General features: G+C 38.9%; 4 protein-coding genes. All 4 read left to right on the top strand.

From position 1 onward, the window contains the following. Positions 1-68: 68 nt before the first annotated feature. The 4 genes from IPM34_00630 to IPM34_00615 all read left to right on the top strand — a co-directional run bounded on the left by IPM34_00630 (position 69) and on the right by IPM34_00615 (position 15,059). The gene (locus IPM34_00630; protein ID MBK8954048.1) at positions 69-1,484 is read left to right on the top strand and encodes a hypothetical protein; all 1,416 of its coding nucleotides are present in this window, start codon (positions 69-71) and stop codon (positions 1,482-1,484) included. Between the two features lie 61 nt (positions 1,485-1,545). Continuing rightward, on the top strand, positions 1,546-3,018 hold the full coding sequence (locus IPM34_00625; GenBank protein MBK8954047.1) for a hypothetical protein: 1,473 nt from the start codon (positions 1,546-1,548) through the stop codon (positions 3,016-3,018). Positions 3,019-3,376: 358 nt separating this feature from the next. Further along, the gene (locus tag IPM34_00620) at positions 3,377-3,739 is read left to right on the top strand and encodes a LytTR family transcriptional regulator (protein MBK8954046.1); all 363 of its coding nucleotides are present in this window, start codon (positions 3,377-3,379) and stop codon (positions 3,737-3,739) included. A gap of 589 nt (positions 3,740-4,328) precedes the next feature. After that, on the top strand, positions 4,329-15,059 hold the full coding sequence (locus tag IPM34_00615) for a PKD domain-containing protein (protein ID MBK8954045.1): 10,731 nt from the start codon (positions 4,329-4,331) through the stop codon (positions 15,057-15,059). Positions 15,060-15,061: the final 2 nt, after the last annotated feature.

Genomic DNA, 15,061 nt, shown 5'->3' with positions numbered 1-15,061 from the left:
TTATGTTATCAGGTTTTGTTGGAAGAGTTTAGATTTTTTTAGAATAAGATAAATTTAAATCTTAGCATATGCGAATTTTAGTTGTTTTCTATTATTTTTTAGTAGTTATTAGTGTTAAATCACAATCTTATGACCATCAGTGGTTAGTTTTAGACAGTATGGCAAAAACAGGTTATAACCTGAACACCAAATCAAATGTTTATTCACAACAACTATCAACTTTCTGCAATAATGATATTTTTGGTATTGATAGTGTAGATTATCCAATCCAACTAGTAAATAGTTTTGTTCCAAGGAATGATTTCTTTGTGATTTATGAAGACGGGACTTTTTATAATACAAGAAATATTAATAAGGGAAGTGTGTGGCCCGATGCTTCGAGTAATGAAAGAATGTACAAGATTAAATCCGCCAAAAACATAAAGTATTTGTATCTCACAAATATTTATGAGGAGGATGATCCGCCCGAATCGATTAGAATTAATAGTCCTTCCGGTGGCCGGCTATTAGAGTTTGAAACTACCCAGTCTAATACAATGCAATTAAATCACGATTTTGTAAGCGGAAAAGATGTAGTCTTAATCATACCAGCTGCAGCAACGCAAAGTTGTGGCAATGGCTATTTTAATATTACTTATGATCCTGTAGTTTTTACGGACTCTAAAGTATTTAATAACTTCAGCAGCGCTTCTTTTCAGCCATTACCGGGGGCTAGTTTTTTACAAGGGTCCATTTCTAATATTCCCATTAGCTCTTCAAACCATTTTATTAATTTACGGATTAAAGAGGACCTCCCAACGAATTATTTAGGTTCTAAATCGGAAATTCAATTGGTATGCAACAACGGGTCTACTGTTCAAGCAATTAGTGATACGATAAGAGCTGGCCATGATCCCAATTTAATCAAGCTCATGTGTATTTATCATCACAAAGCTGTACATAAACGCAGGGATAGGTATATTGGTGTGTACAGGGCTCAATTTCAAAATAGTGGAAATTCTGTTGTGGATTCGGTAAAAGTTACATTAAAAATGCCAAATAATATCAATGCAAATTCTGTTGATGTATTTGCCTATAGATTTGGAGCAAGGCGTGGCTATAGACCGCAAGCAGATACATTTGTAGTAAGAAGAAGACAAGGGCAAACAATTGAATTTCTTTTTAAAAGGGGCTTTTTAATACCCCATGACAGTCTCAGTGAAAATTTCAATTTATATGCTAAAGGAGGTATTGATTTTCGCGTTGAATTGAAAGGAAATCCAGAATCCAATGCAGTAAGGCTCATACCATTGGATGGGCATGTTACATTTGATAGTAAGAAGCAAACGTTTGATAAAATGCTAGACCTTAACATTCCAGTTGAAAAAATTAACAAACGAAATAAAAGGAAGATAAACACCATGTGTGCCTGTGCTCCAAGTTGGTATAAAGGTGATGATTGTCAAAGACGTGTTAAAGTAAAGCAAAAAGAAAAAAGCAAATAGAACGAAGTTTCAAAATTTAATTAACAGAATGCAGGCCAACTGTAAAAAAAAATATTTATCCATGCGAATATTAATTATTCTATTTTATTTTGTAAATTTAGTTTCAGCACAGCAGCATGATCATCAGTGGTATATTTTAAATAAAAAAGGTCGTATTACAGGATCTGCAATCGGAGGAGGATATGCATACTCGGATAATGATGTAACAAGTAATTTTTCAATCAATGGGGCTTCAACACCAGGTGTTCCCCATGAAGATGGGACACCAAAGAATGATTTGTTTATCATTTTTGATAACCGTCATTATATTAATACCAGAGGCTTGAGCTATAATCAAAATACTTTTAGCTATTCTAATGCCATGGCCCCGCAATATTTATATTTCACAAATATTTACGAGGAGGATGATCCTCCTCAGAATATTTCAGTTGAAAGCAGTATTGTTTGCGAGGAACCATACTCACCATGTGTTGATTTAAATACGTATTCATATACGGACATATTATCAATAAATCATAATTTTGTAAGAGGAAAAGATTTTACAGTGATCATTCCAAATGATATCAAAAGAGAGGATGGATGTAGCTGGCCATTAAAACTAGTTATCCATCAGGTTCAACCTGTAATTGTAGGTTGCATGCCAAGGAATATCGTTTACCTAAGTCATATTTTTCAAAATGCTGCCTCAATGAATTGGTCATTCAATGATCCAACAGCGATGACTGCAGCAATAAATAATAATTTTGTTACTGAAATTACTGGAATTAATTCACCAGGTAGTAATGCTTATCACTTCTTGAATTTTAAAATTGATTCGACTTATGATCCTTGCCTTATAGGGGCTAAATTAAAAATTGAGTTAGTCTGTGATAATGGAAACCAACTTGGATTTATTGAGGAAACTCTCAGAGATATTCATGATCCTAATTTTATACGAGTTGAATGCATCTACAAACAAAAAAATCATTGGCTTTTTCCTTTTTGCAAGGACAGATATTTTGTGAAGTATTTTGTACAGTTCTTTAATGATGGAATAGATAATGTTGATTTTGTCACTGTTAATTTACAAATGCCAGAAATTGTGAAAACAGAGACCGCGAAATTTGGCAAGTGGAATTATGGAGGTGATCAGGGTCATAATAATTTCACACCATACACTTCAATGGAGATTCTTGGCAATCATCTTAAATTTATTTTCAGTACGGCGGGCAGGTCTTCAACTTTGGCAAAACAGGGAACAGATCTTACAATTACAAATCCATCCCAATATGGGAATTTTGAATTTTGCGTTGAATTAAGAGGAAATCCTTCGGATTATAATTTGGTAAGTTTGCAACCAACACAACCCATCACTCAATTTGATGGCATCCCATTCCCAATCATTAAATATATCGATCCCTATTTATTGGATACAACTAGAAATAACTCAACAATTCTGATTCGAAAATTAAGGCCCATCACTACGAATAGAGACGAATGTAATTGCTTATGTAATGGCTGTGCTATGCCTATTGATGATCATATGGAGCGTTAATTGTAAAATATATTTTTGCATCCAAATTGAGAAACAAGAATATATATAGTAAAAATTTATTGTTTGTTATAGTTTTATGGGTAGCTCATTATTTCATTGGGTTGGGTAACATTTACTCCACTTCCCCCCACATCTCATTATAGAATATCTACATTTCCAAATACGCTAAACCGAACCCAGGTCCCGGGAAAGCAAAACACGCATTTGGGAAAGTGATAAGAAGCTGGTTGATTTAAGCAAATATATTTGACTTTAAGAATACAATGGCCAGAATAGGATTGAATTGGAAATCAGCCCGATCAGAATCAGGGTTGAATGAATTAATTATACCAGGGAATTGAAGCGAAAATAAAAAACGATGAGAAAGAATGGAGGCCGCATAACTGGATCCAAAGGCCGATTATTGATTATACCCACAAAAAATTCATATGAATTCATCAACGCAAATACCATCAGCTACCTCAGCGCAGCCAGATCTTATTGCCAGATCCACCTCAAAAGCGGCCATAAGTTATTGGTGAGCAAATCTCTTCGGCAAATGGAACAGGAATTGAATTCTGCTTTGTTTTTCAGAGTGCATCATTCCTATTTAGTAAATGTATGTAATGTAGCCCGCATTATTAAAAAGGAAGGCGACTGTCTTCAACTCCATTGTGGTACCGAGATCCCTTTGGCACAAAGCCGCAGGGATTCCTTTTTAAAACATCTACAGGAGATTTGAGTCCGCAATCATTGCACGCAGTTCATCTGGTTCCTCTAGTGTGTAATTATAGTCCATGTTTGCATTCAAATTCCTGAAATCAGGGAAATGATTTCGATGGTCTGTCGCATCAATAAATATGAGACTCACCGCCACTTACCAAACGCCTAAAAAGCCAAACCAGATTTTATTCGCATCACAAGAGCAATTTTCAATCTTGCTTGAGTTTTTACTTTGTCTCCAGAGATCAATTAGTGAAACACAATTTTTACAATCCTCCGGCAGGTGGATAAATTAAAATTGAATGTCGAACAATCCCGCCAGAGGCAGAAGGTATAATATCCGTCCTTGGGGAGAAATTGTTATCCAGGGTTTGCCGCGGGAAACATACCTGTGATTCTTTAGGTAATATTTTTTCCCGGTTTGGGGTAACGTTTTCCCGTTGAGGACCTACATCATCTGTAGAAGCAACATGATCAAAGCATTAATATGATAAAGGCTTATTATATAAGGCAATTGGCATGTACGGGAAATCATACCGCTTCAGGGGGAAGTTAATAAAACGTTGAATCATAATTAAAAATACATTCACCACACAAACCAATCTAATATGAAAACCTTTGTCCTTTTATTCATTTTCCTGCATGGATGGTTCTTAACTTCGACCGATCAACAGGAATCAAAAATCTCCAATGCAACGAATGGTTGCGCTTATACTGAAAATGTTTTACCCGCACCATCTACTTTTCAGCTTCTTGCAGGGGATGCGCAATCAAATACTTTCAAAAAAGTATTGTACCATCAAAATCATTATTATGTCATAGGCGACCATAAAGGGCAGGCCAGTTTATGCAAGTTTACTGAAACTGGGACTTTGGTCTGGACGCAAGTAGTGAACGATACGTCTTCCTGGAATGACTTTTTGGTAAATTCATCGGGAAACCTGCTGCTGGTTGGATCAAGAGATATTAATGCTTCATTGCCGAAAGACGTCATGGTAGGCACCTATGATCTCAATGGAAATGTACTTTTTTTGAATTCTTATGATTACGGCATCAATGAATCCTACAACAGCATTGTAACCAATCCTTTGCACGTAACGGAGGATTTCCGTTATATGGTAGTGGGCTCCATCAATCGAACGAACAACAGAAATGATGACGATGTCATCGTGACAACCATGAATCCACAGGGTTCTTCCCTTTTCGGATGGAGAAAAAGAATAGGTTCTTTGAATATAGACGATGAATTTCATTCAAAAATTACGGTTTACGATCCGGTTGCCGGAACGTTTGCTTTGTCCGGGCGCTTGGCAAACAATGGAACTTATGTTGTCATTAATGGTGCAGGCATGCCGACCAATCAGGGCAGAGGATTTGGGGTGAATGTTCTCATCCATGATGTGCAACGTACGTCTTCAGGAGAACATCTGGTTGCAGGAACATTTGTTGGTTTTCCGCCTAAAGGAAGAATATACAAAATTTCTCCAACAACTGCTAATAATTTTATGTATGAATCAAGCATTATAACCAATGTTCATCAGATTATTCCGGTTCAAACAAATGGATTTTACGCTGTTGGCGAGTCATATATAGCATTCACTTCTAAACCTGTAGTTTTTCAAGGGGAAGACAATGGTTCTTCACTTATAGTACATAAAGGTAAGTACCCATTGGTTGGCGATAATTTTGGATTGGGAAATTTGTATCGCAGCGGATTAAATGATTTTGCCTATGTGGATGGTCGATTAAATACTCCTGATGGATATGGTCTGCAAGACGGATATCTGGCTTCACATGTTTCCGGAATTGATGATTGTGGTTTGGATTCTGTTGGCGGCAATTTTTTGAAAATGACTTTGAGTACAGTAATATCCCAACCAACAACTTCTATCGAGACTTTACGCGAGCCTGCTTCACTTACAAGTAGTCCCATTCAATACCGCAGTAAAGAAATTTGTAATTTTGAATGCATTGGCGAGATTTCCGCAACTCAAACAGATCAATGTGGAAATGTTCAGTTTAATATAACAACAAATTTACCAGGCATTCTGAGTTATTGCTGGGATTTTGGTGACATTCCACCATGCGGCAGTACTCAACCCAATCCATCTCACAATTACAATGCAGCAGGAACTTATCAGGTTTGCCTGACTGTTTCAAACGGAACTAACGAATGTGAGTTTTGTAAAAACGTGACCGTCACGCAAGCCGATCACAATCCACCTGCGATCGTTTGTCCACCAAACATTACCGTTGATTGTGACGAATCTATTTTGCCGGCATTTACAGGTAGCGCAACAGCTACTGATATTGTTGACCCCAATCCCGTTATCAATTATACGGATATCATCATACAAATGACCTTATGTTATAAGGAAATCATTCGCGACTGGTCGGCTACTGATTTTTGTGGAAATGTAATTCATTGCCAACAAACTATTGTCCAGGCTGATCTCAACGGTCCGGTGATATCTTGCCCTCCGCCCATTACAGTAGATTGTAACGCAGCCATTACACCAAATATTACCGGAGATCCATTAGTTCTTGAAGAATGTAATGCCTATTCACAGTCTTATTATGATAAAGAAACGGGAGGTCCTTGTCCAAAGCAAATTCAACGAACATGGACCGTAACCGATGAATGCGGGAGGAGTACGCAGTGTTTGCAATTTATTACTGTAAATGATACAGAACTGCCGACGATTGTTGGTTGTGGGAGAAATGACACATTGCAAGGATCTATTTCTGAGAGTGGAATTTGTGAAGCCGCGGTTACATTAACTGCTCCCCTGGCTTCGGATAATTGCGATGTTACACCTGTAATTGTGAATAATTACAACAATACCAATGACGCATCAGGAATTTATCCTGTGGGAACACATTATGTAATCTGGACGGTTACGGATGCATGCGGAAATACGGCAACTTGTCAGGATACGGTTAACGTTTTGCCTTGTGCAAGCTGTCCGGACACTTGTCGGACCAACGTCTTGAATATTAGCACGGGTTTTGACCCAATTAATGATGTATTATTGTTTCCAGGTTCTGCAACCAGCGCCTGGCAATTAACTACAACGCCTTTGGTGGTCGTGCCTTATACACCTAGTGTTCCCGCACCAGCCTATGTGATTAGCCCTAATAGTGCATGGGCTAACCAATTGGGTTCCCAATGGATTTCAGCCTATCCATTTCCTGATTTGGAAGCAGACAACCCGGAGCCAAATCCTCCTTATACTTTAGAAAATTGTTTCTGTGTTTGTGAGGATTCCACCATTGTAACCATCGATATGAGCATTCTTGTCGATAATACAACAATTATTGATCTATGCGATGCATCTGGTACACTCATTCAAAATTTAGCCAGTATCACCAGTGGCACCACAGCAGACTTTACGACGCCTACGGTTGTTGCTCATACGGTCATATTGGATGCAGGCAAATATTGCATCAAGGCAAAACTCCGCAATGAATCCAGCGTAGCGATGGGTTTGAATATTTTGGGTAGCATTACCGGGGTAGGTATGATGGAATCAGTTTGTTGCGGACAAACCAATTTCATTACCGGACACAAATATTTAGATAAAAAGTGTAATGGTCGGCGCGATGTAGGCGATCCTCCTGGTATTGGATGGGAAATACAACTTAAAGATGGGAACGGTGATCTTATACAGACAAGCTTTACCGATGCCTATGGATTTTATGTTTTTCAAAACATTCCTATTGGACAATATACTGTGTGTGAAGTACAGAAACCAGGATACTTACAAAAATACCCATTGGGTGGGGAACACCTGGTGAATGTATTGGATATGCACACCCCCATTGTCAATTTAAATTTTGGAAATTGCCCCTTGGATACCTGTTGTGTGGATGAGCAGGCTTTTATTGATGTGGCCACTACACCGGTTACCGTCATCAGAGATTCCTGCATGATTTGTATCAATCATCCTTGCATTGGATGGTGTCAGCGGTTGTCAATCGACTGGGGTGATGGAAATACTACGGGTTATTATGAAGGAATCGGCGCCGTCGACGCATCTCATACATACCAGCAATCTGGAAACTATACGATTTGTTTAAAGTTTGAAGAAACAGATTCAAATGGTCTAGTGTGTTTTAAGAGAGACAGTTGTTTTAGTGTTTGTGTGCAGTGTGGAATTTGCGAAAAGACGGAGATAGCTTTAAATTGTTTCAATATGTTTGGCGAATCCAAAACGCCTCTTGATTTACCAAACCATTCTGATTTTTATATCGATTCAGACAACCAAGGAAATTATTATTGTACTGGACATTACAATGGTGGTCCAGTTTCGGGTCATTTGAATGATCCAGCTATCAATAATGATTGCTTTGTTTCTAAATATGATGAAAACTGCGGACTGTGTTGGAATTTTTCGATTAGTGGAGATGCAAACGATCAGGGACTTGTAATAAAGCATTTCGATGGAGGGTTCTATGTCGCCGGTGTTTCAGACAGTAAAATTATCAACATTCCAGGTGGTGGAGGCACTGGTGCTATTCATACAAATAATTATAAGGGCCAGGTAATATTTTTAGCAAAGTACAGCATTGTTGATGCTTGTGATCCCTATTACGTTCCTACCTTAAAGTGGTCATTAATTTATGGTAATGATGAATATAGAACGTTGTTATCTGATATGGATTTAGATTTAAACAACAATCCAATCCTAGTGGGAATTTTTACGGATACATTATTTTTTAATGACCATTTAATAATTGTACCTCCCTTGACATTACCTACACCATATATAGTAAGCGGCGGTAATCAGGATTTTTATATGGTAAAATTTGACAATACGACTGGTGAGCATATATGGTCTACGTCATTGGTTCCATCAGCATCAAACACAGGCGGAGCATATCCACTTGGAGTAAGCGTAGGATCATCTGGTGAAATATATGTTGCCGGGCATTATTCTAAACTTGTTGATTTTGGTAATAACACTTCACCCGACTTACCATTAGGACCAAATGTTTCCCCTAGATCTAGTCATTATGCTCCTTTTGTTGCGAAATTTACGGATCCATCAAACACGCTAACATTCGATTGGGCATTTGCAATTTTAGGACCACCACCTGCTTTAATGCCATATCTTACGCATGGCACAGCAACCGACATTGAAGCAATAAATGGAGGATTTGTAATTAGCTTTGATAAGAATCTGCCGAAATTTAATGATTATGAATTGAATCCAAGGGGAAGTTCAGTTCTGGTTGACGGACCAAATGAAACCAGCTTCATTGTAAAATATGATAGTGATGGAATGTACCAATGCCATAAAGAAATCCCCAATCATAATTATATCAACGAACTTTCTGTAGATAATGCTGATAATATCTATTTTATTGGAGGTAACAATTATTCTGCATCTGGTATTACTTTTGTAAATACCTATTTTGGTGTAGTTGATACAGATTGCAATCTCAAAGATTTTAATCTCAACGGTTTCAAAAATGATGATGGATGGTCAATAACACCAGACAATAACGGAAGTTTTGTAATAATCGGTAGAACAAATTCACCTGATTTTAAACGAGACCCATACACAGCAGGCAGTCCCATTTATTCAGCCAGTGGCAATGATCCCGACATCTTCATCGGTAAATACTCCTGCGAATGCATTATATCTCCTGACACCATAAATTGTTGTGACAACATCAGTGTGACTGCAGAAAAGTATTCCGACGAAAATTTAATGTGTACAGATAGCAGCTGTTGTTTTTCAGTCGATTTAAATAATGATCTGGTTTTTGGCATTAAATCAGCTAAGGTTAATTTGCTTACTCCGGGTTGGAGTTTTGGAAATGTAAGTGTTGTAAGTGGTTTATATGTAAATGGAACAACAACGCACCAATTTATAAGTAATTTTGGAGGCATTTTTCCGGGAAATACATTACCCGCTGGCTACACCAATGACTTTTTCAATTTTTGCCTAGTCGGTCAACTGGGTGCAGCAAGTACTCAGGAAATTGAATTTATCTGGTATGAGATGACAAAATCCGGCTCTTGTATAGCGGTTTGCAGAGACACGATTAAAACAGATTGTCTTGCACCCACCTGCGCACCTAACTGTACAGAACCCGTGAATATGCAAATTGCTTGCGATACCAGCAATCCAAATCAGTATTGCCTCAGCTTTAATGTGACCAACTTATCACCCTATCCGGCCACAGGTGTGTCGATAGGAGTCGTTGGTACTGCATTTGGTTTAGTTCCTTGTGGTGGCACAGGCTATTTTGATCCTTTAGATATTGATTTTGCTTCAGCTCTTGATCCCGGCAATACGTCTGCACTCATTTGTATCAAGCTCATCAGTGCTTTGCCTATTCTGAGCCCGCAAGATGTGTGCCTGGAATTTGGCTTAACTTATAGTGATACCTCGTTTTGTTTTCAGGATACGCAATATTGTTATCAAATCGAACCCTGCTGCAATCCCTGCGAAGAAATTCAAATTGTTGCACGCGAAATTCAAGTGGATAGTTCTTCCTGTTGTTATGCACTCGATCTGATCAACAATTGCGCCATAGATTATTTTGGTAAAATTGAGATCGAATCACTCACACCGGGTGTGTCTTTTGGTAATTTGATTAAGGATTCATACTGGATTTACTGTACTCCACCAACACCTGATTTGGTTTGTTTGGATTATCCGGGTGCGTATTTGCCATCAGGAACTACTACTGATCTTATTCAATTTTGTTTGGACAGCGCAACTACATTCGAGGATCTTGGATGTTGGAGGATGCTTGCAGTTGGGGGACAACACACCTTAGCGATAAGGAATGATGGAACACTATGGGCATGGGGCGATAACTTTAGCGGCCAATTAGGCGATGGTACAACTATTGCAAAAAATGTTCCTATTCAGGTAAGTGGAGATACAGATTGGAAATTCGTTTCTGCTGGTGGTCACTTCTCAATTGCCCTGAAAGATGGTGGAACATTATGGGCATGGGGTGGAAATTATCAAGGCCAATTGGGACAAGGAAATTATTTTAATTCTAGTATACCACTTCAAGTCGGATCAGATTCAGATTGGGACAAAGTCGATGCAGGAGGGTATATGGTGCTCGCTACCAAAATTAATGGAACCTTGTGGGCTTGGGGTGAAAATCAATATGGACAACTCGGTGATGGAACATTTATAAATAGAACATCGCCTATACTAATATCTTCAGGAAATTGGAAAACAATTGATGCTTCAATGGGTCACCATTGTTTTGCTATTGATTTGGTAGGTAATCTATGGGGTTGGGGTAAAAATGATCAATATCAATTAGGCGATGGCTCAAATATTAACCGTAATTCCCTAACTTTAATTGATGTATCAAACAATTGGAAGTCAATAAAAGGAGGTTGGGAACACACTACCGCTTTAAAAAATGATGGATCCCTTTGGGCATGGGGACGAAATCAATTCGGGCAACTTGGAAATGGGAACTATGCAACAGTTTCAACACCTACTATGGTTGGTACGGAAATGCAATGGGAACAAATCTCAACAGGAGCTCATTTTTCAATTGCTACAAAACAAGGTGGAAGTTTATGGTTGTGGGGCAATAATGCTTATGGTCAATTAGGAAATGGAACAACAATACACAGCAATATACCATTACAACTTATTGGGGCCGGAAACTGGCATACAGTTTTGGCAGGGTATGCACACACCTTGACATATGATTATTATGATCAATTATCAATCTGGGGCTTAAATTATTGGGGCGGTGTTGGCGATGGTACAAATATTGATAAATTAATTCCTACTAATATTCCTTGCCCAAGCCTGGAGACTCTTGCAGAAAGATCTCAATCGACAATTTTATCTGCTGCTTCGGCTCTCAGCTCCATGTTCAAGATTCGTTTTTACGAATCCGATGATCAAACTGTCGCTTGCGACACGATGTTGCAATTTGAATGTGCACCGGATACCATCAACAGATGTTTGGTGGTGACCAATGCCTATGCTGAGTGTTTGAAAGACAGCCTTGGATATAAAATTACATTTACCATTGATAATATTTCGTCACCGGGTTTTGATGCTACCGACTTAATCATCAGTTCACCGGATGCGAATGTGGTCAGTATCACTCCTAGTTCAATTTCATTATATCCTGCATTAGGCCCTGCCGATCCTCCAAGAATGGTCATGACCTTTGTAGTTACCAGTCCGTTCCCGGATCCGGATGGAATCATTCATTTGCAAATGCAATTGTCGGATGCAACAGGAAATTATTATTGCAATCAGGTAGCGGAACTTAGCATTCCTTTACCTTCCTGCAATACAGAATGTGCACTCTGTCCTGAACATTCAGAGCAAGGACCCAATTTGGTGACCAATGGAAATTTTGAATCTGGAAATGTTGGTTTTAGTTCTGCATTGGCATACCATGCATTTGGCACGCTAACTGCTGGAGAATATTCTATTCGAAATTCTTTGAACCTAAACAACGGACAGTGGAGTTGTATAGATCATACTTTTGGTTCGACAACCAATTTATTCTTTGTAGCAGATGGACCTTCAACTTCAGATCCAATTTGGAGTCAGTCTGTAAATTTACAAGCAGGAACAACTTATGTATTTTGTTTTTGGGCAAATAATTTGGTTAGTCGTCTGAATCAGATGGGGGCTCCAATGCTGTTGGCCAGACTTTCAGGTGGGCCTATAATTATTCCAACTACAGTAATCAATCAATCACCAGATCAATGGGTCTTGTTAACCGGAACCTTTACGGCAACCGTTACCGGACCCGTGAACATTGAAATTTGGGATACCCAAGGGAGCATTTGGGATGACATTGCTATCGATGATATTTCATTGGTGGCTTGTACATCAACATGTGTTTGTGACAATCTAAGCGATATCCAAATGTACAACAGCGAATTCAACACGATTGTTCGTTGCCAAGGTAAGCCCAATCCACCCGTTTCCTATTTAATCAGGTGTCCAAAAAATGAAACCAGTTTTAATATTGAAGGATCTTTAAATTGTAAAGATAGTTGTGATGGTGTACTTCAATGGCAGATTAAAAATTATTTAGGTACAGTTGTACTATTCGGAACTGAATTTGTAGATCCTGTTAATCCGGTTTGGACAATCAATTTATTGTACAGCCAGTTCACTCAAGGTGAAAATTATTTCGTGCATCTCAATGGAATTTGTGGGACAGACACATGTAAATGTGATTTCCAATTTTACATACAGGAATGCGACACATGTTGTAAACCGAAAGAGGTTTTTGAAGCTTTGGTTCAAAATGCCATACATATAACAACAGATCAGGCACTATGTAAAGCCACGCTACATTTCGACGAACTTCCATGTGATATTCGAATTCAATCGATTAATTGGAAAGATGGAACGATAAGTACAGGCCCTTTTTATCCGGGAAGTATGGTCATGCATACCTACTCAGCTACCCAGATGAGTTTCCTCATTGCTGTTACTGTAGTTGAGTACGATGAGAATGGAAATATTTGCAATAGCGTGAGCTTATTGTTGCCCGTCAGTCTGAATTGTAAAAACTGTTGCAAAACAGGATTTGCTGCGCAGATACAATGGTTGATAGCCTCTTCAAATTGTTTTCAAACTCAAGTTGATGGTTGCAATGTTACCTTAACGGCATCCCTTGGAGACTGCTATTTTTTCGAAAGCACTCCTGATTGGGGCGAGCCACCCTCTCCGGTTATTGGCACTATCCCTGCGAACGGAACCTGGACGCATACCTATAGCCCGGGAACGTATACAGTCTGTATGACCATATCAGAATACCCTTTTGGAAATCCTGCTTTAGAGCCTTGCAGAAGCAGAAAAGTTTGTAAGACCATTACGGTTGACTGTGCAGACTCTTGTTCTTGCGATGGATTTTCAGATCTGAGCTTTTATTTTGATAAGAACTCAAAGGTCAAAGCAGAATGCGGCGATACCCTCACCTTGGAATGTCCGCCGGATGATTGCATCTGGACCTTCAGCGGAAATCTCTTGTGTAAAAATGATTGTCCCGAGAGTCTTGTATCCTGGCAATTGGTCAATTCATATGACCCGACTGACATCGTTGCATCCGGCACAAGTGTGGCGTTTCCTGGTTTTGGAATTTATATTCCACCGGCTATAGTCACCGCAGGAGGGGAGTATGATCTCATCCTGAGTGGTCATTGCGATTCAAATGTGGAATGTCCGTGTAGGATTCATTTGATTTTCCCTGGATGCGACGAAATATGTCCTTGTGATCCGGATGATCTTGCAGAAGATGTTGAAAAGGGAATCAGTAAAATCAAAAAACTCGACGACTGTCTGATATGCTTCAGTCCTTTGGCTTTGACCGAATGCGACATGGTGCGTTGGTTTGTACTTCCAAATCTCAATACACCGTTTGCAGTGAGTGTTGGAAACCAATTGATCTGCCATGATTTCCGCTTCCCCGGCAATTACAATGTAAAAATGGAAGTAGTCCGCAAAAATGCAGACGGCAGTGTGTGTGCAGAATATGAGAAAATCGTAACGGTTTTCGTGGATTGTGAATTTCCGGGACCGGAACGGGAACGTTCGTTATGCGATGCGGAACAATGGGAGCAATGGATTCATAGTGATGGTTCTCTTATAAATTCTCGACAGATAACCAGAGGGCAAGCTGTTTTGCGCGGGAATCTTAATTATTCAGAGGGCATTTTGTATACAAACCCAGTTTGTCTGGATAAAGGACAAACCACGATACAAATCCAGCTGGGTTTGGAGCGAGGCTCTTCCATAAAACATGGAAGTAGACTTGTGGTTGCAGCCGTTGAGGATACCAGCAACTGGACAAAGTTACCTCAAAATTGGATTCCTTTGGCTAAAGTTTCCTTAAGCCAACTGACTTCAGACAAGCTGCAAATGGAGTTGCCCCTAGGTGCTAACGAACGTAAGTTGCAATTTTTGAATTGCCAAAAAGGCGAACCAAAGAAAATATTCTTAATTGTTTTTGTTGAAAACGACCTGATCGTAGATTTGGGAAATGCTAATACAGAAATACAAATCGAACGCATCTGTTTACATACCGGACAATCAATTGTTAGTACCGGCACCCAAACTGATTTGAAAGTAAACGTATTTCCGAATCCTACCAATGAATCATTTACGCTTCAGGTAGATCATAAACTTTCGTCGGATGTGGTAATTGATGTTTTTGATCAATTGGGCAATCAAATGGAGCGCTTTACCTTGCCACAGAATAAAACTGGCATTGTATTTGGTGAAACTTATAGGCCTGCCTTGTATTTTCTCAGGATTAATTATGGAGAGAATAATACTTTTATTAAAATTACTAAAATTTCAAAGTAAAC

The sequence above is a fragment of the Saprospiraceae bacterium genome (genome assembly GCA_016716185.1).
Lineage (GTDB): Bacteria > Bacteroidota > Bacteroidia > Chitinophagales > Saprospiraceae > Vicinibacter.
Note: the sequence above shows the minus strand (reverse complement) of the source record. Positions and strands in the feature narration are given on the sequence as shown.

Coding starts and splice junctions, on each gene's coding strand:
- IPM34_00630 (MBK8954048.1), top strand. CDS start 69: ATGCGAATTTTAGTTGTTTTCTATTATTTTTTAGTAGTTATTAGTGTT.
- IPM34_00625 (MBK8954047.1), top strand. CDS start 1,546: ATGCGAATATTAATTATTCTATTTTATTTTGTAAATTTAGTTTCAGCA.
- IPM34_00615 (MBK8954045.1), top strand. CDS start 4,329: ATGAAAACCTTTGTCCTTTTATTCATTTTCCTGCATGGATGGTTCTTA.
- IPM34_00620 (MBK8954046.1), top strand. CDS start 3,377: ATGAGAAAGAATGGAGGCCGCATAACTGGATCCAAAGGCCGATTATTG.